At 69.2% G+C, this 23,230-nt stretch carries 20 protein-coding genes and 1 pseudogene; 7 read left to right on the forward strand and 14 right to left on the reverse strand.

Annotation, left to right across the window (positions count from 1 at the left end; translation table 11 throughout):
• Window positions 1-67: 67 nt before the first annotated feature.
• From pyk to pta, 3 genes are all read right to left on the reverse strand, one after another.
• Window positions 68-1,498: a pyruvate kinase gene (gene pyk / locus OG735_RS29465; RefSeq protein WP_327326161.1), complete on the reverse strand. Its 1,431-nt coding sequence runs from the start codon at window positions 1,496-1,498 to the stop codon at window positions 68-70.
• Window positions 1,499-1,606: 108 nt separating this feature from the next.
• Window positions 1,607-2,827, reverse strand: coding sequence for an acetate kinase (locus tag OG735_RS29470; protein WP_327326162.1), 1,221 nt, complete (start codon window positions 2,825-2,827; stop codon window positions 1,607-1,609).
• Window positions 2,824-4,905 carry a phosphate acetyltransferase gene (gene pta / locus OG735_RS29475; RefSeq protein ID WP_327326163.1) on the reverse strand — a complete coding sequence of 694 codons (2,082 nt, stop codon included), beginning with the start codon at window positions 4,903-4,905 and terminating at the stop codon, window positions 2,824-2,826. The genes OG735_RS29470 and pta overlap by 4 nt, the downstream gene beginning before the upstream one ends.
• A 279-nt stretch (window positions 4,906-5,184) precedes the next feature.
• Here pta and OG735_RS29480 point away from each other — a divergent pair, with 279 nt between their 5' ends.
• Window positions 5,185-6,210: an ATP-dependent 6-phosphofructokinase gene (locus OG735_RS29480; protein WP_327326164.1), complete on the forward strand. Its 1,026-nt coding sequence runs from the start codon at window positions 5,185-5,187 to the stop codon at window positions 6,208-6,210.
• Window positions 6,211-6,451: 241 nt separating this feature from the next.
• On the forward strand, window positions 6,452-7,423 hold the full coding sequence (locus tag OG735_RS29485) for an RICIN domain-containing protein (RefSeq protein WP_327326165.1): 972 nt from the start codon (window positions 6,452-6,454) through the stop codon (window positions 7,421-7,423).
• Here OG735_RS29485 and OG735_RS29490 read toward each other — a convergent pair.
• The 6 genes from OG735_RS29490 to OG735_RS29515 all read right to left on the reverse strand — a co-directional run bounded on the left by OG735_RS29490 (window position 7,420) and on the right by OG735_RS29515 (window position 14,221).
• A complete protein-coding gene (locus OG735_RS29490; RefSeq protein ID WP_327326166.1) occupies window positions 7,420-8,097 on the reverse strand; it encodes a helix-turn-helix domain-containing protein in 678 nt (225 codons plus the stop codon). The two genes, OG735_RS29485 and OG735_RS29490, sit on opposite strands and share 4 nt — an antisense overlap.
• Window positions 8,098-8,211: 114 nt before the next feature.
• The gene (locus OG735_RS29495; protein ID WP_327326167.1) at window positions 8,212-9,036 is read right to left on the reverse strand and encodes a carbohydrate ABC transporter permease; all 825 of its coding nucleotides are present in this window, start codon (window positions 9,034-9,036) and stop codon (window positions 8,212-8,214) included.
• Window positions 9,036-9,902, reverse strand: coding sequence for a carbohydrate ABC transporter permease (locus tag OG735_RS29500; RefSeq protein ID WP_327326168.1), 867 nt, complete (start codon window positions 9,900-9,902; stop codon window positions 9,036-9,038). Before OG735_RS29500 ends, OG735_RS29495 begins: the two co-directional genes overlap by 1 nt.
• Entirely contained in the window at window positions 9,899-11,260 is a 1,362-nt protein-coding gene (locus OG735_RS29505) for an extracellular solute-binding protein (protein ID WP_327326169.1), read from the reverse strand. Before OG735_RS29505 ends, OG735_RS29500 begins: the two co-directional genes overlap by 4 nt.
• A gap of 212 nt (window positions 11,261-11,472) precedes the next feature.
• Window positions 11,473-12,174 (reverse strand): response regulator, encoded by a 702-nt coding sequence (locus OG735_RS29510; RefSeq protein ID WP_327326170.1) that lies wholly within the window; start codon window positions 12,172-12,174, stop codon window positions 11,473-11,475.
• A 244-nt stretch (window positions 12,175-12,418) separates the two neighbouring features.
• Window positions 12,419-14,221, reverse strand: a complete 1,803-nt coding sequence (locus tag OG735_RS29515; RefSeq protein WP_327326171.1) for a sensor histidine kinase — start codon at window positions 14,219-14,221, stop codon at window positions 12,419-12,421.
• A 123-nt stretch (window positions 14,222-14,344) separates the two neighbouring features.
• On the opposite strand from OG735_RS29515, the gene OG735_RS29520 reads away from it, so the two are divergent.
• Window positions 14,345-15,718, forward strand: a complete 1,374-nt coding sequence (locus OG735_RS29520) for a cation:dicarboxylate symporter family transporter (protein ID WP_327326172.1) — start codon at window positions 14,345-14,347, stop codon at window positions 15,716-15,718.
• 102 nt (window positions 15,719-15,820) lie between these two features.
• Here OG735_RS29520 and OG735_RS29525 read toward each other — a convergent pair whose 3' ends face one another.
• From OG735_RS29525 to OG735_RS29540, 4 genes are all read right to left on the reverse strand, one after another.
• A complete protein-coding gene (locus OG735_RS29525) occupies window positions 15,821-16,126 on the reverse strand; it encodes an ArsR/SmtB family transcription factor (protein WP_327326173.1) in 306 nt (101 codons plus the stop codon).
• A 10-nt stretch (window positions 16,127-16,136) separates the two neighbouring features.
• Window positions 16,137-16,376 (reverse strand): hypothetical protein, encoded by a 240-nt coding sequence (locus OG735_RS29530; RefSeq protein ID WP_327326174.1) that lies wholly within the window; start codon window positions 16,374-16,376, stop codon window positions 16,137-16,139.
• A gap of 183 nt (window positions 16,377-16,559) precedes the next feature.
• Window positions 16,560-17,531, reverse strand: a complete 972-nt coding sequence (locus OG735_RS29535) for a DUF1996 domain-containing protein (RefSeq protein ID WP_327326175.1) — start codon at window positions 17,529-17,531, stop codon at window positions 16,560-16,562.
• A 34-nt stretch (window positions 17,532-17,565) separates the two neighbouring features.
• Window positions 17,566-18,993: a glycoside hydrolase family 16 protein gene (locus OG735_RS29540; RefSeq protein ID WP_327328502.1), complete on the reverse strand. Its 1,428-nt coding sequence runs from the start codon at window positions 18,991-18,993 to the stop codon at window positions 17,566-17,568.
• 270 nt (window positions 18,994-19,263) lie between these two features.
• On the opposite strand from OG735_RS29540, the pseudogene OG735_RS29545 reads away from it, so the two are divergent.
• The 4 genes and pseudogenes from OG735_RS29545 to trxA form a co-directional block, all read left to right on the forward strand.
• Window positions 19,264-19,437: pseudogene (locus tag OG735_RS29545) on the forward strand (Lrp/AsnC ligand binding domain-containing protein); the annotation flags it as partial.
• Window positions 19,438-19,569: 132 nt separating this feature from the next.
• Window positions 19,570-20,478, forward strand: a complete 909-nt coding sequence (locus OG735_RS29550) for an NAD(P)-dependent oxidoreductase (RefSeq protein WP_327326176.1) — start codon at window positions 19,570-19,572, stop codon at window positions 20,476-20,478.
• Between the two features lie 56 nt (window positions 20,479-20,534).
• Window positions 20,535-20,954, forward strand: coding sequence for a MerR family transcriptional regulator (locus OG735_RS29555; protein WP_327326177.1), 420 nt, complete (start codon window positions 20,535-20,537; stop codon window positions 20,952-20,954).
• The gene (gene trxA / locus OG735_RS29560) at window positions 20,951-21,283 is read left to right on the forward strand and encodes a thioredoxin (RefSeq protein WP_327326178.1); all 333 of its coding nucleotides are present in this window, start codon (window positions 20,951-20,953) and stop codon (window positions 21,281-21,283) included. Before OG735_RS29555 ends, trxA begins: the two co-directional genes overlap by 4 nt.
• A gap of 36 nt (window positions 21,284-21,319) precedes the next feature.
• Here trxA and OG735_RS29565 read toward each other — a convergent pair whose 3' ends face one another.
• Complete coding sequence (locus tag OG735_RS29565; RefSeq protein ID WP_327326179.1) at window positions 21,320-22,816, reverse strand: D-glucuronyl C5-epimerase family protein; 1,497 nt, start codon at window positions 22,814-22,816, stop codon at window positions 21,320-21,322.
• Window positions 22,817-23,230: the final 414 nt, after the last annotated feature.

Genomic DNA, 23,230 nt, shown 5'->3' on the forward strand with positions numbered 1-23,230 from the left:
ACGCCGAGGGCGGCACCCCGGATCCCGTCCGGGGCACCGCCCTCGCCACATGTGGATAGGGGCCGCGTCAGGCGGGCGTCCCGCCGCCCAAGTGGTGCACCCGCACCATGTTCGTCGTGCCCGGGACGCCCGGAGGCGAGCCCGCCGTGATGATCATGGTGTCGCCCTCGTTGTAGCGCTGCAGCTTCAGCAGCGCCGCGTCGACCAGGTCGACCATCGCGTCCGTCGTCTCCACGAACGGTGCGAGGAAGGACTCCACGCCCCAGCTCAGAGCCAGCTGGTTACGGGTGGACTCGTCCGTCGTGAAGGCCAGGATCGGCTGCTTGGCGCGGTAGCGGGAGAGCCGGCGGGCCGTGTCGCCGGACTGGGTGAAGGCGATCAGCGCCTTGCCGTCCAGGAAGTCCGCGATCTCGCACGCCGCGCGGGCCACCGAACCGCCCTGCGTACGCGGCTTCTTGCCCGGGACCAGCGGCTGGAGGCCCTTGGAGAGCAGCTCCTCCTCCGCGGCGACGACGATCTTCGACATCGTCTTGACCGTCTCGATCGGGTACGCGCCGACCGAGGACTCGGCCGACAGCATGACCGCGTCCGCGCCGTCGAGGATGGCGTTGGCCACGTCGGACGCCTCGGCGCGCGTCGGGCGGGAGTTGGTGATCATCGACTCCATCATCTGGGTCGCCACGATCACCGGCTTGGCGTTGCGGCGGCACAGCTCGATGAGGCGCTTCTGGACCATCGGGACCTTCTCGAGCGGGTACTCGACGGCCAGGTCGCCGCGCGCCACCATCACACTGTCGAACGCCATCACGACGTCCTGCATGTTGGCGACGGCCTGCGGCTTCTCCACCTTGGCGATGACGGGGACCCGGCGGCCCTCCTCGTCCATCACCTTGTGGACGTCCTTGACGTCGCTCGCGTCCCGTACGAAGGAGAGCGCGACCAGGTCGCAGCCCAGCCGGAGGGCGAATCGGAGGTCCTCGACGTCCTTCTCGGAGAGGGCCGGGACATTGACCGCCGCGCCGGGCAGGTTGATGCCCTTGTGGTCGGAGATCACTCCGCCCTCGACGACGATCGACTTGACCTGTGTGCCCGTGACCTCGATGACGCGCAGCTCGACGTTGCCGTCATTGATCAGGATCTGGTCGCCCTTGGAGACATCCCCGGGCAGACCCTTGTACGTGGTGCCGCAGATCGACTTGTCGCCGGGGACATCCTCGGTGGTGATGGTGAATTCGTCGCCTCGGACCAGTTCGACCGGGCCCTCGGCGAACGTTTCCAGACGGATCTTGGGACCCTGGAGATCGACGAGGACGCCGACCGCGCGGCCGGTGTCCTCGGACGCCTTGCGCACGCGGTGGTACCGCTCCTCGTGCTCAGCGTGGGTCCCATGGCTCATGTTGAGTCGGGCCACGTTCATGCCGGCCTCGATGAGCGCTTTCAGCTGCTCGTAGGAGTCGACGGCGGGGCCCAGTGTGCAGACGATTTTGGAACGGCGCATAAGGCGGATCCTATCGGTTTGTTTCTCTGCGGAATATTCCGTCTGGTGGAAAGTACAAATGGGCGGTCCGTCGCTCAGACGTGGGCCCTCATACGCCCCCAAACGCCCTCATACGACGCCCTCAGGGGCGACCAGAGCGAACGTCTGCTGGGCGATCTCCAATTCCTCGTCCGTCGGGACCACGGCCACCGCGACCCGGGCGTCCGCCGCCGAGACGATCCGCGCCTCTTCGGAACGTACGGCATTGAGCTCGAGATCCAGCGTCAGACCCAGCTCCTCCAGACCCGCGACGGCGGCCTCGCGCACCGGCGCCGCGTTCTCACCGACGCCGGCGGTGAACGCGATCGCGTCCACCCGGCCGAGGATCGCGTAGTACGCGCCGATGTACTTCTTCAGCCGGTGGATGTAGATGTCGAAGGCGAGCTGCGCACGCTCGTCGCCCTCGTCGATCCGGCGGCGGATCTCCCGCATGTCGTTGTCGCCGCACAGACCCACCAGGCCGCTCTTCTTGTTGAGCAGTTCGTCGATCTCGTCCGCCGACATCCCGGCGACCCGCTTGAGGTGGAAGGTGACCGCGGGGTCGATGTCACCGGAGCGCGTACCCATCACCAGACCCTCCAGCGGCGTCAGCCCCATCGAGGTGTCCACGCACCGGCCGCCCGCGACCGCCGAGGCGGATGCTCCATTGCCGAGGTGCAGGACGATGACGTTCACCTCGGACGGGTCCTTGCCGAGCAGAGCCGCCGTCTTGCGGGAGACATACGCGTGCGAGGTGCCGTGGAAGCCGTACCGGCGGATCCGGTGGGCGTCCGCCGTCTCGACGTCGATCGCGTACCGCGCCGCCGACTCCGGCATCGTCGAGTGGAAGGCGGTGTCGAAGACCGCGACCTGCGGAAGGTCCGGGCGCAGCGCCCGAGCGGTACGGATACCGGTGATGTTCGCCGGATTGTGCAGCGGAGCCACCGGGATCAGGCGCTCCACCTCGGCGAGCACCTCGTCGGTGATCAGGGTCGGTTCGGTGAACTTCAGGCCGCCGTGCACCACCCGGTGGCCGACCGCCGCCAGTTCGGGAGAGTCCAGGCCGAGCCCGTCGAGCGCCAGTTCCTCGGCGACCGCCTTCAACGCCGCGCTGTGGTCGGCGACCGGGCTGGTGCGCTCGCGCTTCCCGGCACTGCCGCCGGTCAGCGGCGTGTGCACCAGACGGGACGTCACCTCACCGATCCGCTCGACCAGGCCGACAGCCAGCCGCTCGTGGCCGCGCATGTCGAGGAGCTGGTACTTGAGCGACGAGGAGCCGGAGTTGAGGACGAGCACGCGGGCGGCGGTCATGCGGGGATCTCCTGACCCTGGGACTGGATCGCGGTGATGGCGACCGTGTTCACGATGTCGCTGACGAGCGCGCCGCGCGAGAGGTCGTTCACCGGCTTGCGCAGACCCTGCAGCACCGGCCCGACGGCCACGGCGCCGGCCGAGCGCTGCACGGCCTTGTAGGTGTTGTTGCCGGTATTGAGGTCAGGGAAGATCAGCACCGTCGCCCGGCCCGCCACCTCCGAGTCCGGCAGCTTCGTCGCCGCGACGGACGGCGCCACGGCCGCGTCGTACTGGATCGGGCCCTCGACCCGCAGATCCGGACGGGACTCCCGCACCAGCTTGGTCGCCTCGCGCACCTTGTCGACGTCCGCGCCCGAACCCGAGGTACCCGTGGAGTACGAGAGCATCGCGATCCGCGGGTCCACGCCGAAGCGGGCCGCGGTCGCCGCCGACTGGACCGCGATGTCCGCGAGCTGTTCGGCGTTCGGGTCCGGATTGACCGCGCAGTCGCCGTACACCAGCACCTTGTCGGCCAGACACATGAAGAAGACCGAGGAGACGATCGATGCGTCCGGCTTCGTCTTGATGATCTCGAAGGCCGGGCGGATCGTCGCGGCGGTGGAGTGCACCGAGCCCGACACCATGCCGTCGGCCAGGCCCTCCTGGACCATCAGCGTGCCGAAGTAGTTCACATCCGCCACCACGTCGTACGCCAGCTCCACCGTCACGCCCTTGTGGGCGCGCAGCTGCGCGTACCGCTCGGCGAAGCCCTGGCGCAGCTCGGAGGTCTGCGGGTCGATCAGCTGGGCGGACGAGAGGTCGACGCCGAGGTCCGCGGCCTTCTTGCGGATGACCTCGGTGTCACCGAGGAGGGTCAGATCGCAGACGTCACGGCGCAGCAGTACGTCGGCGGCGCGCAGCACCCGCTCCACCGTGCCCTCGGGCAGCACGACACGGCGGCGGTGGGTGCGGGCCTGCTCAAGGAGATCGTGCTCGAACATCATGGGGGTGACCCGGCCGCTGCGGGCCACCGAGATCCGGTCCAGCAGGTCGGCGGTGTCGACATGGCGCTCGAAGAGGCCGAGTGCGGTCTCCGCCTTGCGCGGCGTGGCGGCGTTCAACTTGCCTTCCAGCGAAAAGAGTTCGGCCGCGGTGGGGAAGCTGTTCCCGGAGACCGAGATCACCGGGGTGCCGGGCGCGAGCCGGGCGGCCAGCGTGAGGATCTCCTTGCTCGGCCGCTCGTTCAGCGTCAGCAGGACGCCCGCGATGGGCGGGGTGCCCGCGGAGTGCGCGGCGAGCGCGCCCACAACGATGTCGGCGCGGTCGCCGGGGGTGACCACCATGCAGCCGGGGGTCAGGGCGTTCAGCAGATTCGGCAGCATCGCACCGCCGAAGACGAAGTCCATCGCGTCCCTGGCCAGTCCCGCGTCGTCGCCGAGCAGCACCGTGCCGGCCAGCGCATGGGTGATCTGGGCGACCGTGGGGGCCGCGAGCGCCGGCTCGTCGGGGAGTACGTAGCAGGGCACCGGGAGGCGGGCCGCAAGCCGCTCGGCTATGATTTCGCGCTCCTCGGGGGCGACCCGGTTGACAGCCATGGCGAGGATGTCGCAGCCCAGCACCTCGTACGCGCGATGGGCGTTACGGGTCTCGGCCCGCACCGACTCCGCGGTCTGGCCCTTGCCGCCCACCACCGGGATCACCGAGGAACCGAACTCATTGGCCAGGCGGGCGTTGAACGCCAGCTCGTCGGGGAGCTGGGTGGCGGAGAAGTCCGTGCCGAGAACGAGCACGACCTCGTACTCCCGCGCCACCTGGAGAAAGCGCTCGACGAGCCGGGAAACCAGCTCGTCGGTACCCTTCTCGGCCTGCAGTGCCGCGGCCTCGTGGTAGTCCATGCCGTATACCGTCGCCTCGTCCTGAGACAGCCGGTAGCGCACTCGCAGCAGGTCGAAGAGCCGGTCGGGTCCGTCGTGCACCAGCGGCCGGAAGACACCCACCCGGTCCACCTGGCGGGTCAGGAGCTCCATGACTCCCAGCTCGACGACCTGGCGGCCGTCCCCGCGGTCGATCCCGGTCACGTACACGCTGCGCGTCACGCGTGCTCTCCCGTCCATGCTGTGGCGTACACATCCTGTGGATCCAGCTGAATCCGCGACCCCGGGCGTGCAAAAAAACCGCTCGGGGGCGGCATTGCCCTCTTGACAATACCTCTGCGGATAGGTAGAGCGCCCGCCGGGCGGGGGCTGGTCCAAAGGTCCCCGAGCACGGTCCAAGTGCCATCCGGCGGAGTAGCTGAGAGCGCGGGTCCCCGCAAGTCCGTGGAACAATCGAACCTGGGCTCACATGTATCACTGACGAGCAGGAGACACAGCACGATGCGCATCGGAGTTCTCACCGCTGGCGGCGACTGTCCCGGCCTGAACGCAGTGATCCGGTCGGTCGTGCATCGCGCTCTGACCGGGCACGGCGATGAAGTCATCGGTTTCGAGGACGGGTTCAGGGGTCTCCTCGACGGCCACTACCGTCCGCTCGACCTCAACGCGGTCAGTGGCATTCTCGCCCGCGGCGGTACGATCCTGGGCTCCACGCGCCTGGAGCGCGGCCGACTGAGTGAAGCCGCCGAGAACGCCCCGGAGTTGGCGCGGCAGTACGGCATCGACGTGCTCATCCCGATCGGCGGCGAGGGCACGCTCACCGCGTCGCGGCTGCTGTCGGAAGCCGGGATGCCCGTCGTCGGCGTACCGAAGACCATCGACAACGACATCTCCTCCACCGACCGCACCTTCGGCTTCGACACCGCCGTCATGGTCGCGACCGAGGCCATCGACCGTCTGAAGACCACCGCCGAGTCCCACCAGCGCGTCATGGTCGTCGAGGTCATGGGCCGGCACGCCGGCTGGATCGCGCTGGAGTCAGGCATGGCGGGCGGCGCGCACGGCATCTGTCTGCCGGAGCGGCAATTCCAGGTCGAGGACCTGATGAAGATGATTGAGGAGCGCTTCTCGCGCGGCAAGAAGTTCGCGGTCATCTGCGTCGCCGAGGGCGCGCATCCGGCCGAGGGCTCGATGGCGTACGAGAAGGGCGAGATCGACCAGTACGGTCATGAGCGCTTCAAGGGCATCGGCAACCGTCTCGCCGCGGAGCTGGAGCACCGGCTCGGCAAGGAGGCCAAGCCGGTCATCCTCGGACATGTGCAGCGCGGCGGCACGCCCACCCCGTACGACCGGGTGCTCGCCACGCGCTTCGGCTGGCATGCCGTGGAGGCGGCGCACCGCGGTGAGTTCGGCATGATGACGGCGCTGCGCGGCACGGATGTGACGATGGTGCCGCTGGCGGAGGCGGTCACGCGGCTGAAGACCGTGCCTGCCAGCCGGATGCGTGAGGCGGAATCGGTCTTCTGACCCTGCCCTTCGGGACGTAGGTCCTGACCTCTGTTCTGACGTCTGTTTCTGGCTCCGGCTGCTGAACGGCCTTGATCGCACCCCCCGTGTGCGATCAAGGCCGCTCGTGTATCCCCGCCGGTTTCCGCAGTGGTTGGCGCAGATCACTCTTGAGTTGAACGGCGCGAATGGCAAGGCTGTTCCCTGTCCGGGACATGTCCCAGCCCTGTCCCAGCAGGTGGAGTGGAAGATGGAGGGACGGATGGACCCAGCCGGGCACGGTGCTCCTGATCCCGAACAGGCGCACAGCTCCGCCGAGTTCGTGGCCCGGATGCAGCAGCTGAAGGACTGGTCCGGCCTGACCTACCGGGAGTTGACGGCCCGGGCGGAAGCGGTCGGCGACGTACTGCCGCGCTCCACCGTCGCCAATATGCTCAGCCGCAACACGGTGCCGCGCGAGGAGCTGGTGGCGGCGTTCGTACGCGCCTGCGGTTGCGGCCCCGGAGCGACCGAGAGCTGGCTGCGGGTCCGAAAGGAGCTCACCCGGCGTGAGCGGCAGGCCGTCGAGGTCCCCGACTACGGCGTCGGCGAACAGGAGGCCGGCCCCGGGCCGGAGGAGGCGACACCACCTGAGCCGCCGCGCCGGTCCTGGCGCTCCCGTGCGAAGTGGCCGGCCGTCGTCGCGCTGGGTGCGGCCGCGGTGGCGGTCACCATCGCCTTTCTGCTCCCGGAGGACGACAAGCCGACGGCGGAGCGTCACACTCCTGTGGTCGCACCGGCGCGAGGACCCGTAGAGATCAGGGCCGTCCACTCCGGGCTCTGTCTGGCCGAGCGTGCCGGGCAGCGGAGTGGGCAGCTCTACCAGGTGCCGTGTGCGCCGGACACCATCCCGCGCTTCGCCCTGAAGCCGGTCGAGCCCGCCTGGCGGATAGAGACGGATCACCGCGACTTCGGTCCGGGCTGTACCGGTGTGGGGGAGAAGTCGACAAAGGCCGGCGCCCCGCTCGCGGACCAGGAGTGCGGCAAACGCGGACCGGCCGAGGCCTTCCGGCTGGAGGCGGTCGGCAAGCCGGTGCGCGGCTACCGGCTGAGGCCCCTGCACAGCGACCTCTGCGCCGGGGTGCAGGACGCCTCGAAGGAGCGCGGGGCGCGGATGGTGCAGCAGGTCTGCACCAAGGACGCGCAGGGGCAGCTGTTCTCGTTCGACCGCGATGCAACCGCCAACGGCAACTAGGCGTGGGTCAGTTGCCAGAAGTGGTCGACGATCCGCTCCAGGAACTCCCGGCCCGGCTCCCCGGTGTCCTGTGAGGCGGAGCCCCAGCTGAGCGTCGCGACCATACGGGACTGGTAGTCGGCGTGCAGCTCCTCCAGTACGTCCTCGAGATGGCCCCGGTCCATCGGCAGCATCTTCACCACCGGGCGTACATACGCCTGCCAGCGCGCCTTCACCGCGTCCCGCAGCAACTCCGCCAGCTCCTCGTCCTGGCCGGTCGCCGTCAGCAGCTCGCGTGGTGTCAGGTCCAGCACCTCGGCGAGCGCCGCGGTCTGCCGTTCATTGCCGCGCCAGCGCCCCGACTCCTCCATCCGCAGATACGCGGCGGCGTCCACGCCGACCCGCAGCGCCAGCTCGTCGGGGGCGAGGCCTTGCGCCATCCGATGCTCGCGCAGGGTCGTCGCGGCGGCGAGCAGCTCACTCTGCGCGCACCACAACACGCCGGCGAGCGCGGTGAGTTCGCGTGAACCGGGCGCGGCGACACCGCGCTCCCAGGCGACCACCGTGTCCGGTGTGATCTGGAGCCCGTACTGGGCGCGGAGACCGTACGCGACATGGCCTGGCGCCATACCCAGGGCCTCGCGCAGTCGGCGCGCGGCGAGGGCGTTGAAGCGTGGAGCGGGGGTGGGATGCACGCGCACACGCTAGGCGGCGGGAGGGGGCGGCGACTACGGTGCGTTCACCCAACGCCACTTGTCGTAGGAACATCCGAGCTGATCGTACCCATTGGTAACGTACTGGGTGATTCGTCAGCCCTTGACCGCGCCGCCCAGTGCGAAGCCGCCGCCCAGCCTCCGCGCGATCAGCACGTACAGCACCAGCACCGGCGCCGAGTACAGAATCGAGAACGCCGCGAGCTGCCCGTAGATCACCGAGCCGTAGTTGCCGAAGAAGGTGAAGATCGAGACCGACGCAGGCATCTGCTCCGGGGACAGGATCAGCATGAACGGTACGAAGAAGTTCCCCCAGAGCTGGATGAAGGTGTAGATCGTCACCACTGTCAGCCCCGGGCCCATCAGCGGCAGGACGACCCTGGTGAGCGTCTGCAGATTCGACGCGCCGTCCGTCCAGGCCGCCTCCTCCAGCACCATCGGGACGCCGTCCATGAAGTTCTTCATCAGCCAGATGGAGAACGGCAGTTGGGAGGTGGCGAGGAAGAGCCCCGTACCGTACATCGTGTCGATCAGATTGACCTGCACGAACAGTCCGTACACCGGGACCATGACCGCGGTGATCGGCAGACAGGTCGTGAACAGGATCGTCAGCAGATACGGCCGGTTGAAGCGCGAGTGGTGCCGGGAGAGCGGATATGCGGCGAGCGCCGCGCACACCACCGTCAGCAGGGTCGCGCCGCCGCACAGCAGCAGGCTGTTGAGCATCGGCGTGAAGGTGATCTCGTCGGTGAGCACCGCGTCGAAATTGTCCGCAGTGAACGACGACGGCGCCCGTACCCGCAGGTCGGCCTCCGCGTTCACCGACGCCAGCAGCAGCCACAGCAGCGGCAGCGCGAAGGCCGCGGCGGTGAGCAGCAGGGCGGCATTGGCGGCGAGCCGGGCGCGGGTGGTCCGGCGCATCACACCTCCACCTTCATCAGGCGCAGATAGACGATCGAGAACAGCGAGCCCACCAGCAGGAGCAGCAGTGCCACCGCCGTGCCGTAGCCGATCAGGCTCTTGAGGAACGCCTGGTCGTACATGAACACCGGCAGCGTCTGGCTGCGGTTGCCCGGGCCGCCGCGCGTCATCGCCCAGATCAGACCGAAGACCGAGAGCGTGGAGAGCGTGTTCAGCATCAGATTCGTGCCAATGGAACGGCGGATCATCGGCAGCGTGATGTGCCAGACCCGGCGCGGCCCGCTCGCTCCGTCGACCTCCGCCGCCTCCGTGATGTCGCGCGGGATCTCGGCGAGCGCGGCGGAGTAGATCAGCATCGAGAAGGCCGTACCGCGCCAGACATTGGCGAAGGACACCGCCAGGATCGGCAGTGTGAAGAGCCAGTTCTGGGACGGCAGATGCAGCCAGTCCAGCACGGCGTTCAGCGTCCCCTCCCGGCGGAAGAAGGTGTACAGCAGAAACGCCGCGACGATCTCCGGCAGCACCCAGGCGGTGATCACCAGGGTCCCGGTGACGGTGCGTACGGGACGGGAGGCGGCCCGCATCAGTCCCGCCAGCGCCAGGCCCAGCGTGTTCTGGCCGAGAACCGCCGAGACGAAGGTGAAGACGAGCGTGAGCCGGACGGCGTTGCGGAAGTCGCCGTCCGCGAACGCCCTGCGGAAGTTGTCCAGGCCGACGAAGTCGGATCCCGACGCGCCGGTCAGCTGGGTGTTGGTGAAGGCGATCCAGACGCAGTAGCCGATGGGTCCCGCGAGGAACAGCAGCAGCAGGGCGGTGGCGGGGGCGATCGGCACCCATCGCCACAACCCCGTTCCCCGGGTGCTCACTTGGTGACGACCGCGCCGTCGACGATCGTCTTGAGCTGGTCGTTGTACGCCTTCGCCGCATCCGCTGCCGAGGCATCACCCGTCGTCACCTTCTCCATCGCCTCCCCGATCGCCGTCGACACCTGCGGATAGACGGGCAGCGCGGGCCGGTAGTGGGTGTACTGGACGAGCCCGGTGAAGAAGTCGATGCCCGGCATGGACTTCAGATACTTCGGTTCCGCGGCCACGTCCTTGCGTACGGCGATCTGCGCGGCGACCACGCACCACCGGGTCGCGTTCTCCTTGGTCTGCAGCGTCTTGATGAAGTCGAAGGCGAGATCGGGATTCTTCGACTTCTGCGGGATCGACCAGGCCCAGCCGCCGGACATGGACACCTTGCCGGGCGCCTGGCCGTTCTGGGTGGGCATCGGGGTCTGGGCCAGCTCCTTGCCCCAGTCCGGCCACTCCTTGGGCCCCTTGTTCACCCAGTTCTGGCCCATCCAGGAGCCGTCCAGGGAGATCGCGAGCCTGCCTTCGGGGAACCACTCGGTGGCGACCCGCGTGCCGACATTGGGGTCGAGCGCGTCGGAGACGTCCGGGCCGAGCTTCTCCGAGTACACCGTGTGTACGAAGTCGAGCGAGTCCTGGAAACCCTTGCCCGCGGCCACCCACTTCTTGGCGGAGGGATCGTAGAGCGGGTCCTCACCGGTGCCGTACAGCAGCATCTCGAAGCCCTGCATCACGGCCGCCTCGCCGGGGCCCTTGCCGGTGTAGACATTGAGCGGGATGGCGCCCGGGACCTTCTTCCTGACGGTGCGGGCCGCGTCCAGGATCTCCGCCCAGTTCTTCGGCTGCCAGTCGGCGGGCAGACCGGCCTTGGCGAAGATCGCCTTGTTGAACCACAGTCCGCGGGTGTCGGTGCCGTCCGGGATGCCGTACGTCTTGCCGTCCTCCGCCTTGGCCGCCGCCTTCGCCGTGTCGACGAACTGGCCCCACTGGTCCCACGTGGGCAGATAGGTGTCCAGCGGCTTCAAGTACCCGGCCTTGATGTCGGAGTTGATACGGAAGGTGTCCTCATAGAGCAGATCGGGCGCGGTCTTCGGGGAGCGCATCATCTGCTGCGCCTTGGTGGCGTAGTCGTTGTCCGGGGCCTGGATCGGGATGAGCTTGATCTTCTTGCCCGGGTGGTCCTTCTCGAACTGCTTCTTCGCGGCCTCGAGATGGGCGTCCTTGAAGCGGATCTTGTTGTCGGTGGACCGGTTGTAGGCGACCTTGACGGTGTCGGGGTCGCCGCCGGAGCCGCCGCCGCAGGCGGTGAGTGTTCCTGCGGCGAGCGCGGTGACGGCAGTGATGAGGATCAGTGGGGCGGTGGGGCGCACGGGCACGACCTCCTCTGAGCCGGGGGCTCCGGGCCGGGGCCCGGTCCACGGGGGCTGCCGCGACCGTAGGACGGCCCCTTCACAAGGTCAATCCCCGTGCAGGGCAAGGTCGTTGAGTGGCGCAATCAGTTGGGTCGCCGGCTCGTCCAGCGGGTTCGGCGCTCTCGCTCAGTGGGTTCGGCGCTCTCGTTCAGGTGGGGGGGCGGGCTCGTTCAGCGGGTGGAGGGTCTCCACCGGTACTGGAGCTCGGGACGGCCGATCTGCCCGTACTGCGGACTGCGCACCGCTCGCCCCTCGGCGACCAGGTGCTCGAGGTAGCGGCGCGCGGTGATCCGCGAGATCCCGACGGCGGTGCCGGCCTCGGCGGCGGTGAGCCCGGTCGTGGACTTGCGCAGGGTACGGGTGACGGCCTCCAGCGTCGGGGCGCTGAGCCCCTTGGGCAGACCGGCGCTCCCGGCGCCCTGGGGCGCACGGAGGGCGGCGAGCGCCCGGTCCACCTCGTCCTGACCGCTGGCCTCACCGGCCGTGGCGCGGAACTCGGCGTACCGGGTGAGCCTGTCCCGGAGGGTGGCGAACGTGAACGGCTTCAGGACGTACTGGACGACTCCGAGGGACACGCCTTCGCGGACGATCGCGAGGTCGCGGGCGGAGGTGACGGCGATGACGTCGGCGGAGTGCCCGGCGGCGCGCAGGGAACGGACGAGCTGGAGCCCGTGCCCGTCGGGGAGGTAGAGGTCGAGGAGGAGAAGACCGACATCGGTCCGCTCGAGGACGCGTACGGCCTCGGCCCGCGAGTGAGCGACCCCGGCGACGGTGAACCCGGCGACACGGCCGACGTAGAGGGCGTGGGCGTCGGCGGCGACGGGGTCGTCCTCGACGACGAGAACTCTGATGGGGTCGCTGGTGCTGCTCATGGGGACACCTCGATGGGGCGCGGTGGGCGCGCGGGGGCGTGGGGGCGCCGGGTGCCCGGCGGGTCGGCGTTCGGACGGCGGACGACGCGCCTCGCAGTATGCAGCCCAGGCGCGCCCGGCGCGGGCTGCGGTCGCCGGGTGTGTGGCCCGGGGGTACGGGATCCGGGGGTGCCCGGTCCGGCTGTGCGTGGGGCGGGGGTGCCTCGGCCCGCAGGGGGCGGCGGCGTCCGGCGGGGGGCCGCGCTCATGCCCGCACCTCCGCCGTGTGCAGCGGCAGCCGTACGGTGAACTCCGCGCCGCCGTCCGGGCCCTCGGTCAGCAGCACCGTGCCCCGGCTGCGGTGCGCCGCCTGCCGGACCAGCGCGAGCCCCAGCCCGCGCCCCGCGCCGTGCGTGGACCAGCCGCGCCGGAAGACCTCCTCGGCGTCGGCGGGGTCGACGCCCGCGCCGGTGTCGGCGACCCGCAGCAGCAGCTCGCCGCGGTCGGCACGCGCGGTGACGGTGACCCGGGCACGGAGCGGCTGTACGGCCCGGCCGTCCGCGGCGGTGACGGGGTCGCGGGCGGTGACGATGACGTGATCCTGTCCGTTCGCGGGGGTGACGGTGTCGTGGTCCCGGCCGTCCACGGGGGTGACGGTGTCGTGGTCCCGGCCGTCCACGGCGTGGACGATGACCCGATCCTGGCCGTCCACCCCGTCAAGGGCTCCGGCGTCCCGCCCGCCCGCCGCCGCCTCCGACGCCGCGTCGACCGCGTTGTCGATCAGGTTGCCCAGGATCGTCACCAGGTCGCGCGCCGGCAGCGACGGCGGCAGAACGCCGTCGTCGATGCGGCTGTCCTCCGCGAGGACGAGCTCCACGCCGCGCTCGTTGGCCTGCGCCGCCTTGCCCAGCAGCAGCGCGGCCAGCACCGGTTCGCCGACCGCGCCGACGACGCGGTCGGTCAGCACCTGAGCCAGCTCCAGCTCCGCGGTCGCGAAGTCGACCGCCTCGTCCGCCCGGCCGAGCTCGATCAGCGAGACGACCGTATGCAGGCGATTGGCCGCTTCGTGCGCCTGGGAGCGCAACGCCTGCGTGAAGCCGCGCTCGGAGTCCAACTCGCCCGAGAGCGCCTGCAGTTCGGTGTGGTCCCGCAGGGTCACCACCGTGCCGCGCTGCTCGCCGCCGACGACCGGGCTGGTGTTCACGACGATCACCCGGTCGGCCGTCAGATGGACCTCGTCGACGCGCGGCTCGGCCGCCAGCAGCGCGCCCGTGAGCGGAGCCGGCAGGCCGAGTTCGGCCACCGGCCGGCCGACCGCGTCGTCGTCAAGCCCCAGCAACTCCCGGGCCGCGTCGTTGACCAGGGCGATCCGTCGCCGGCCGTCGAGCATCAACAGCCCCTCGCGCACGGCATGCAGCGCGGCCTCGTGGTAGTCGTGCATCCGGCTCAGCTCGGCCGCGTTCATACCGTGCGTATGCCGCCGCAGCCGCACGTTGATCACGTACGTGCCGAGGCCGCCCAGCGTGAGCGCCGCGCCCGCGACACCGAGCAGCGCGGCGACCTGCTGGCTCACCTTCTCGCTGATCTTCTGGATGGTGATGCCCGCGCTGACGAGCCCGGTGATCTTCCCGTTGTCGTAGATGGGCGCCACCGTCCGCACCGAGGGGCCGAGCACGCCCAGGTGCTTCTCGCTGTAGATCTTGCCCTTCAGTGCCTCGTCGATGTGCCCCAGATATTTCTTGCCGATCTCGCCCGGCTCCGGATGCGTCCACCGAGTTCCGTCCGGGGCCATGATCACGACGAAGGTGACGCCCGCGTCCCGGCGCAGCCGCTCCGTATACGGCTGAAGCGGCTCGCTCGGATGCGCGGAACGCGCCGCCGCGATCACGGAGGGCGACCGCGCGACGGCGGTGGCGGTGGCGGTGGACTGCAGCCGCGCCGTCTCCTCGGCCTGGGAGCGGTCGGTGACATACGCGAAGAGGGCGCAGCCCGCCACGATCGCGGCGACCAGCACGACCTGCATCGCGAAGAGCTGCCCGGCGAGGCTGCGGGGGCGAGGTATGCGCATGCAATCAGTCTGCCTGGCCGATTTTGTGTGAACGAAACGAACGTAAGGGTGACCGGCATCACAGGCTGGTGGATAGTCACGGCATCCATAGGGACATGGACGAGTCGGAATGAGGAGGACCCCGTGGCTACTGGAGCCGTCAGGCGGGACCGTACCCACTATCTCTATATCGCGGTCATCATCGCGGTCGCGCTGGGCATCACGGTGGGCCTGGCTGCCCCCGAGTTCGCTGTTGAGCTCAAGCCGCTGGGTACCGGCTTTGTGAATCTGATCAAGATGATGATCTCGCCGATCATTTTCTGCACGATCGTGCTGGGCATCGGCTCGGTACGAAAGGCCGCCAAGGTCGGCGCGGTCGGCGGCATAGCGCTCGGCTACTTCCTGGTGATGTCGATGGTCGCCCTCGCCATCGGCCTGGTCGTCGGCAACATCCTGCAGCCCGGTGACGGCCTCGCGCTGACCGACGCGGTCAAGGAGGCGGGCCAGGGCCAGGTGTCGGCCGAGGCCAAGCCCCCGGTCGAGTTCGTGCTCGGGATCATCCCGACCACGATCGTCTCCGCCTTCACCACCGGCGAGGTTCTGCAGACCCTGCTCGTCGCGCTGCTCGTCGGCTTCGCGCTGCAGGCGATGGGCTCGGTCGGCGAGCCGGTGCTGCGCGGTGTCGAGCACATCCAGCGGCTCGTCTTCCGCGTTCTTGCCATGGTGATGTGGGCCGCGCCGATCGGCGCCTTCGGCGCGATCGCCGCCGTCACCGGGTCGGCCGGTCTGGACGCGCTCAAGAGCCTCGCCGTGCTGATGCTCGGGTTCTACGTGACCTGCTTCCTCTTCGTCGTCATCGTGCTCGGCACGCTGCTGCGCCTCGTCGCGGGCCTCAACATCCTGACGCTCTTCAAGTACCTGGGCCGTGAGTTCCTGCTGATCCTGTCCACCTCCTCCTCCGAGTCCGCGCTCCCGCGGCTCATCGCGAAGATGGAGCACCTGGGTGTGAGCAAGCCGGTGGTCGGCATCACCGTTCCGACCGGCTACTCCTTCAACCTCGACGGCACCATGATCTACATGACGATGGCCTCGCTCTTCATCGCCGACGCGATGGGCCGGCCGATGTCGATCGGGGAGCAGATCCCGCTCCTCCTCTTCCTCTTCGTGGCGTCGAAGGGTGCGGCGGGCGTCACCGGGGCCGGGCTGGCCACGCTGGCGGGTGGTCTGCAGTCGCACCGGCCGGAGCTGGTCGACGGCGTCGGCCTGATCGTCGGTATCGACCGCTTCATGAGCGAGGCGCGTGCACTGACCAACTTCGCGGGCAACGCGGTCGCGACGGTGCTGATCGGGACGTGGACGAAGGAGATCGACAAGGCGCGGGTCGACGAGGTGCTGGCCGGGAGGATCCCGTTCGACGAGAAGACGCTGCTCGACGACGGTCACGCCGACGCGGCGCCGGAGGCGGACGTGGACGTGCCGGAGCCGCGGGAGGAGGACGAAGCGGTCCTGAAGGTCTGACCGGCGGCCGCCGGTACCGAACTGTCGGTGCTCGTCGGGCCGTTGAGGACGGCCTCATCCGCTCCGCCCTCCGCCTCCCCCCTGGCGGAGGGCGGGCACTCCTCACGCTTCCTTCGGTCCGGCCTCTTCCGCGAGGCGGCCCAGGGCGTCGAACTTGCCGCCCCACACGGACTGGAGGAAGCCGAAGAGCGGTCCGAGGGCTTCCCGGTCGGCCCGGTAGAACCGCTTGGTGCCGTCCTTGCGCAGCGTCACCAGGCCCGCGTCCCGCAGCACCTTCAGATGCTGGGAAACCGCGCCGAAGGTGACCTCGAAGCGGGCCGCGATCTCGCCTGCGGGCAGCTCGTCGTTCCAGATCAGCCGGAGGATCTCGCGCCGTCTGGGCTGAGCGATCGCCTGTACCGGGTCCACACTCGTCATTTTAGTCGAGCAGCCAGGCGCGGGCCTCGCCGTCGCCCAGCACGTCGGCGCCCAGGCGGGCCCTCGGCAGGCGCAGGCCCTGGTGGACGCGGTGAACGGCGCCTTCTCGGACGCCGTCACGCACACCAGCCTGGTCGGCACGGTGATCCTCGGCGTCGGCACGGTGCTCGTCGCTGCTGCTGCCGTGCCGCGGCGGGGCAGCCGAGCCGCAGGTCGCGGCCGAGGAGGAGCGCGAGCTCACGCTGACGGGCCGGTGCGCCGGGAGCCTGCGGTACGGACCGCGCCGGACGGACTGGACGGACCGGACTGGACGGACCGGACCGGACCGAACGGACCGGAGGAACCGGACCGGAGGAACCGGACCGGGACGCCCCTGACCCGCAGATTGCTGGGCGTCCCGGACCCGGATTCGCACGAATGGGGCTCACTGCTGGATCGGATTGCCGTCCGTCCCGCAGATGTACCCCGCGACGATGCAGTTGGCCACCCGGCGCTTCAGCTCACCGTCGTCCCAGGCGTTGAAGAAGTCGCCGTGGAAGGTGTAGCCGGGCTGGTCGGTCACATTGACGCCGTTTCTGGTGCCCGCGAGCGTCAGCCCGCCGCCGTTGACCGGCCAGGTGATCAGCAGCTCCAGCCGCGGCACGACCACGGGGTGCGAAGCGGGGCAGGTCTGACCGGCCGCGTACGCCATGTGGTCCCGGTGGTTGGCGGTGTCCAGGTTCTTCCCGTCCCAGCAGGTCGGGAAGTCCAGATAGTTCTCCAGCTTGGTGCCGGGCGGGCAGTTGATGAACTCCCGGCTGGACTCGGGCCGGCCCACGCACGACCAGCGCGCTGCCGGGTTCTGGTCGGGAGAGGTGGCCAGGGCGTTGCCGACGACGTAGCGCAGACCGCGCGGATGGGCCACGGCCCGGGTGTGGGCGGTGATGCCCTGGTAGTAGACGGTGACCCGCTCGGGGGCCACCGGGACTCCGTTCTTGTAGAGGGTGGGGGTCCAGTACGAGGAAAGGTCCACCGTGGGCGTGCAGTTGGTGGTGCCGGCGGCCAGCGACTGGAGCGTCGAGGCCGCGTTCGCGGTCCTGTTCCCGTAGAACTCATGGATGTGCGAACGGCCCACCTGCCCCGGGAAGACGATCGGGTCGTCGCCCTTGCGGTGGCTGGAGAAGCAGTCCGCGCGGAATTCGCTGCCGCGCACCGGGGCCGCGGCCTGTGCGACGATCGCGGCCGTCTGGGCGGCGGTGAAGGTGTAGGCATGGCCGTTGTGGCCCGACATGGCACGGTGGGATGCGGTGTGGCCCGAAACGGTGTCGGGAGCCGCTCGTTCGGTCCTTGCGGTGATCCATCCCGCCGTGATCAGGAAGATCACGGCGGCAAGGCACGCGAGCAGTCGGCGGAACATTGCGGTCCTCCTGGGTTCACTGGGTTCACTGGATTCAGTCGAAGGGGATGCGTACGACGGACTGGTTACCGACGCCGACCGTGCTGGCACCGCCGCCGATGGCGTTCCAGACCTCGATCTGCACCTTGCCGTTCGTCAGATCGCCGAGCGCCCCGGTGGACGACTTGAGGCCCCTCGCCTGGGTGTAGTGCTCCCAGCCCGCGACGGGGTCGGTGGCGAAGTAGTTGTACGTCTCCGTCCGGTCCCAGCTCCCGTCGCCCGTCCGGTCGTAACTCACCCTGATCTGCTGGCCGTTGGCCACCGTGGAGCCCGCGTCGAGGAACAGGTCGAACTGCGTCGCGCCGCCGTTGTACTTTCTGGTGATCCCGGCCGAGGTGAAGACCTGCGGGTTGTGCGGGGTGCCGTCGTGGTTGGCGCCGCCCGCCGAGGCGAGGCTCACCGTCGAGGCCGATGCCGCCGCGTCGCCCGCGCCTCCTCCCGTACGCAGATACAGCTGGGAGGAGCCGGAGGGCGGGGGAGTGGTGGGCGGGTCGGTCGTGGGCGGTGTCGTGGGCGGGGTGGTCGAGCCGCCGCCCTTGGTCCAGACGGCGATGTAGTCGACGAGCATGGGGCGGCCGGGGACGGTCGCGGGCGTCGGGGTCTTGCCGGCCAGCGCGTCGGGGAACGCGCCGCCGATCGCGACATTGAGCAGGATGAAGTAGCCCGCGTGGTTGGTCATGTTCGCCCAGGTCCCGGCGTCCACGCGGTTCTCGGCGACGCTGTGGAACAGCTGGCCGTCCACGTACCAGCGCAGTTCATTGGGAGAGGTGGAGCGGTCCCACTCGAAGCGGTACGTGTGGAATGCGGACTGGCAACTCGCGCCGGGGCAGGCGCGGTTGTTGGCGATGCCGCTGGTCTCGTTGCAGGGGCCTCCGGGGTTGACCCCGCAGTGCAGCACACCCCAGACGGAGTTGATGCCGTTGACGTTCTCCATGATGTCGAACTCGCCGATGGACGGCCAGTTCCAGTAGTTGCCGCGGTAGGGCGCGCCGAGGGCCCAGAAGGCGGGCCAGTAGCCGAGCGCGGCCTGGCCGGTCACATTCGGCATCTGGATCCGGCCCTCGATGCGCAGCGTTCCCCCGGTCGGGGCCTTGAAGTCGGTGCGCTTGGTCTCGACACGGCCGGAGGTCCAGTTGCCCCCGCCGTCCCGGAGGGGAGTGATGCGCAGATTGCCGGTGCCGTCGAGGCTGAGGTTGTCGGGGTTGTTGGTGTAGTTCTGGATTTCGCCGGTGCCCCAGTTGCCGGGCCCGTTCGGGTAGGCGTGGCCGAGGTCGATCTGCCAGTTGGCCGACGAGGGCAGGGTGCGGTTGGCACCGTTGAAATCGTCGCTCCACTGGAGATTCCAGCCGGGCGTGGGCGGTACGTCACCGCGAGCCGACCCCGCGCCGGTCATGGCGATGAAACCGGCGAGGGCCACGGTCATGGCGACGATCACGGTGAGCAAGGGGGTGCGTTTGATGCGGCTCGTGCTCAAGGAACACCTCCGGGAGGGTGGTGCCGAGGGGGATTGAGAGCGCTCTCAAACAGTTTTGTAGATGTAGACAGTCCAGCCGTCAATGGCTGCACACCGTTAACTTCCTGAACGCGTCGCCGGCTTGGACTGAACCGCTGGTCAGGAGCGGACGGCCGCGTCGCTCCCGTCGCTCCCGTAGGCCGACGAGGCGTCAAGCGCCGCCAGCTCCGGCGCGCTCAGGTGATCGAGGTCCACCATGTCGTCGGCGAGGACTGCTGGATCATCAAGGTCGCGGTGACCGACACGGTCCATCTCGAGGACGTACTGGAGCAGACGTCGGCTCTCGGTCGTACGACGACATCGGTTGTGCTGACCTCGCCGGTGGAACGCAAGCCGCTGCTGCCCCCGCGGTGACTTGCCCCGTACCGACCTGCCATGCACCGACCTGGCGGCACCGCACTGACCTCGATGTTTACCTTGCGGTGCGTAGCTGACTTATGTGTAGGTACTTGTGGGGAAGTTGGGCACCGAAGAAGCATGGCGGACATGTCCACCACCAAGAACGGCCCCCTTGCCTCTGCCACCGTCCGTACTTCTGTCACCGTCCTCGGGCTCGGCGCGATGGGCCAGGCCCTCGCCGGCGCCCTCCTCGACGCGGGCCACCCCACCACCGTCTGGAACCGCTCTCCCGGCAAGGGCGACGAGCTCACCGCCCGCGGCGCGGTCCGCGCCGCCAGTGCGGAAGAGGCCGTACGGGCAAGCGAGTTGACCGTCGTCTGCGTGGTCGACTACGACGCCGCCCAGGCGATCCTCGACCCCCTGGGCGATGCGCTTCACGGCCGGGCGCTGGTCAATGTCACCTCGGACACGCCGGAGCGCTCGCGTGCGGCGGCGGCCTGGGCGGCCGAGCGGTCCATCGCCTATCTGGACGGCGCGGTCATGGTGCCGACCCCGCTCATCGGCTCGCCCGACGCGCTGCTTTTCTACTCCGGCTCGCAGGAGGCGTTCGAGCGGTACGAGTCCGCCTTGAAGGCCCTCGGCGGCAAGGCCGCGTTCGTCGGCACGGATCCCGGGCTCGCCGCGCTCTACGATCTGTCGCTGCTCGACTTCTTCTACGGCAGCATCTCGGGCCTGGTGCACGCGTACGCGCTGGCCAGGGCCGACGGGGTCAAGGCGGTCGACATCGCCCGGTATCTGAGCACCATCGTCCAGATTCTGCCGCCCATCGCGGAGTACACGGCGGCCAACATCGACGCGGGCAGCTATCCGGGAACACAGGCCAACCTCGGCATGATGGCGGCGGGCGTCGAGCACATCCTGCACGCGGCGCAGACCCGCGGTCTCGACGTCTCCCACCTGGAGTCCATCAAGTCCGTCGCCGACAGGGCGATCGCGAAGGGCCACGGCGCCGACGACTGGGCGAGCACGTACGAGGCCGTCACCGCGGAGTCCTGAGCCGGGGGGATCAGCCTGTTGCCTTGACGCCGACGTCAAGGATTACCGTCGAGGACATGCGAATCGGCGAGCTGGCGGAGCGGGCCGGGACGACCACCCGCACTCTGCGCTACTACGAGTCCCGCGGGCTCCTGCCCGCCCGGCGCGCGGTGAACGGCTACCGCACGTACGACGAGGACGATCTGCGGCTGCTCCAGCAGATCCGGACCCTGCAGGACTTCGGGTTCGATCTGGAGGAGACCAGACCCTTCGTCGACTGTCTGCGCGCCGGGCACCCGGCGGGCGACTCCTGCCCCGCCTCGCTCGCGGTCTACCGCGCCAAGCTCGGTGAGCTGGACACGCTCATCGACCAGCTCCAGTCGGTGCGCGCCCAGGTCGGTGCGCAGCTCGCGCGGGCGGAGCTGGAGGCGCAGGCCGATGTTCCGGGCGGTCCGGAGCCACGCTGTGAACTGACGTACGGAGGGGAAGACGAATGATCCACGCAGAAGGCGTCGCCGCGGTGACGGACAACGACTTCGACGACGAGGTGCTGAAGGCGGGACTGCCGGTCCTGGTGGAGTTCACCGCCGACTGGTGCGGCCCGTGCCGCCAGCTCGCGCCGGTGTTGAGCGCTCTCGCCGCCGAGGAGGCCGACCGGCTCAAGGTCGTACAGCTCGATGTGGACACCAATCCGGAGGTCATGGTGCGGTACGGCGTGCTGTCGATGCCGACGCTGATGGTGTTCCGCGGGGGCGAGCCGGTGAAGTCGATGGTCGGCGCCCGGCCCAAGCGACGGCTGCTCCAGGAACTGGAGGACGTGCTCTAGCCCGCTGTCGGCCCGCCCTCTCCTCGGCCGGAGAGCTCACGGGGCTCCCGGCGTGAGGAGCTGTGCACCGGGGGCCCACCAGCCGGCCAGCGGGCCGTCCGAGAGGCGGATCATGTAACGGCCCTCGACCAGAGCCCGGCGGTTGTAGTACACGGGCGTGTCCTTCGGGTACGTGACCGTCCTGGGTGCCGCTTTCATCGTCGGGCTCGTGTGGCAGATCACGCTCACGCCCGCCTTGAACACCGCGCGGCGCGCCGGGCGGTAGTCCGCGCCGCACCACTCCCCGTGCAGGCGGACCGCGGGAAAGCGTTCGGCCACGTACCACTCCGCCTCCGGCCCGTCCGCCAGCAGACAGTGAATGCCGCGGCCCAGGATGCGGGTCCGGCGGGAGGCCGTGAACTGCCGGGGACGGCGCAGGTCGAGCGTACGTGTCGCGGTGACGGCACCCTCCTCGGTGAAGCGGAACAGGGTGTGCGTGCCGTCCTGGAGGGTGACCCGTCCACCAGAGGCGCCCAAAGAAGGCGGCGGGTAGTCGTCGGTCAGCAGGTCCGCATGCGCGGCGAAGCGCTCGCTGCCGGAAAGCCAGGACAACTGGAGCAGCAGATCGATGTGGACCGGATGGTAGTGATCTGTCGGGATCTCGTGCGTTCGGCAGTAGTGCGAAAGCCAGCCCGGATTGCGCAGGTCCGGGAAGTACGCGTGGAGCGTCGTCAAGGAACCGTCGAAGAGTTGCTCTGCCAGCGGATTCCTGCTCATCGCGTGGTAGTCCCACAGCCCGAGCGCCGCGAACATGAAGCCGTTGTATGTGTAGTCCGAGGTGCCGGGCGCGTCGATCGGGTACTCCTGGATCCACAGGTGGTCTCTTTCGTCCTGTGCGACCACCCACGGCCCTTTGTCATTCCCGACAAGCAAGGAAGCGAACGCTTTGTCGGCCGCAGCCCGGTACCGCGCCCGGTCCGCCGACGGGACGCCGGCGTACCGGGCCAACTGGGAGAAGAGACTGAGTGCCTCGCCCTGTGCCATGCCCGAGTACCAGGGGGCCCGGTAGGTCACGCCCTCGTGCACGTCGTGCCTGAAGTCGAAGGGATACGGGAAGAACCAGGCGCCGCGCGCCTGATGCCGTCTCTGTATCACCCGGTCCGCCTGCGCCCGCGCCCGTCGAAGGAAGTACGAGTCCCCTGTTTGCCGGTGGCTTGCCAGGTTTTCCAGACCGTACTGAATCTGTCCGACGGGGTGGTCGTACAACCGGCCGTGTGCACGGAACATCCGGACGTCCGAAGCATCGTGCGGCGCGGAGTCAGTCCGTTCCGCCGTGCGTTTGCGCCAGGGCTGCATGCCATCGGGCACATCGAGCGCAACGCGATAGCCCCCGGTGCGGAACGCGAACGGCAGCCCTGTCGGCGTCTCTTCAGTCTCCGTTGTCGTTCCGTACATCCGGCCCACGGCAAAACCGCCCCCGGACAGCCCGGCGGCCGCAGCGGCGGCACCTGCGGTACGCAGGAAGCGTCTGCGGCCGGCATCAATGGCTGACATGTATTGGACCCCCTGGTCGGACGCGAACGCACGACTGTCGAATGGACTGCATATGGCCGTTGCTTGAGCCCGTGCCTGGTCATGCCGGTGGCGACCGGCATGACGGATCGCCGTCTCCCGTCGATGCCGGCCGGATGAGAAAAGAGGTCTCAGCGGACCGAAATGAGCTGGGCGCGGCTGCCGCAGAGCTGTCCGTGCGGGCGCACCGGTGCGCGCGACGAGCGCGTCCGAACGGAGAGGGAGCCGACGTTCACTGCGTCGGCGGTCTCCCCGATGGCACGATGCGTGTCGCCGCTGATGAAGAGGCAGGCTGAGCGCAAGAGGCGGCCCGCAGCAATTGGAGGAACTCGTCCTCGCGGGACTGAATCATGCTGTCCCCTCCCCATCCATCCCCGTTGCGTGCTTGGTCTCCGG

The sequence above is a fragment of the Streptomyces sp. NBC_01210 genome, assembly GCF_036010325.1.
Classification (GTDB): Bacteria; Actinomycetota; Actinomycetes; order Streptomycetales; family Streptomycetaceae; genus Streptomyces.

Bases quoted from the DNA above. Each gene is read 5' to 3' on its own strand.
- pyk (WP_327326161.1), bottom strand. From the start codon at position 1,498: ATGCGCCGTTCCAAAATCGTCTGCACACTGGGCCCCGCCGTCGACTCC.
- OG735_RS29470 (WP_327326162.1), bottom strand. From the start codon at position 2,827: ATGACCGCCGCCCGCGTGCTCGTCCTCAACTCCGGCTCCTCGTCGCTC.
- OG735_RS29480 (WP_327326164.1), top strand. From the start codon at position 5,185: ATGCGCATCGGAGTTCTCACCGCTGGCGGCGACTGTCCCGGCCTGAAC.
- OG735_RS29485 (WP_327326165.1), top strand. From the start codon at position 6,452: ATGGACCCAGCCGGGCACGGTGCTCCTGATCCCGAACAGGCGCACAGC.
- OG735_RS29495 (WP_327326167.1), bottom strand. From the start codon at position 9,036: ATGCGCCGGACCACCCGCGCCCGGCTCGCCGCCAATGCCGCCCTGCTG.
- OG735_RS29510 (WP_327326170.1), bottom strand. From the start codon at position 12,174: ATGAGCAGCACCAGCGACCCCATCAGAGTTCTCGTCGTCGAGGACGAC.
- OG735_RS29515 (WP_327326171.1), bottom strand. From the start codon at position 14,221: ATGCGCATACCTCGCCCCCGCAGCCTCGCCGGGCAGCTCTTCGCGATG.
- OG735_RS29535 (WP_327326175.1), bottom strand. From the start codon at position 17,531: ATGTTCCGCCGACTGCTCGCGTGCCTTGCCGCCGTGATCTTCCTGATC.
- OG735_RS29540 (WP_327328502.1), bottom strand. From the start codon at position 18,993: ATGACCGTGGCCCTCGCCGGTTTCATCGCCATGACCGGCGCGGGGTCG.
- OG735_RS29550 (WP_327326176.1), top strand. From the start codon at position 19,570: ATGTCCACCACCAAGAACGGCCCCCTTGCCTCTGCCACCGTCCGTACT.
- OG735_RS29555 (WP_327326177.1), top strand. From the start codon at position 20,535: ATGCGAATCGGCGAGCTGGCGGAGCGGGCCGGGACGACCACCCGCACT.
- trxA (WP_327326178.1), top strand. From the start codon at position 20,951: ATGATCCACGCAGAAGGCGTCGCCGCGGTGACGGACAACGACTTCGAC.
- OG735_RS29565 (WP_327326179.1), bottom strand. From the start codon at position 22,816: ATGTCAGCCATTGATGCCGGCCGCAGACGCTTCCTGCGTACCGCAGGT.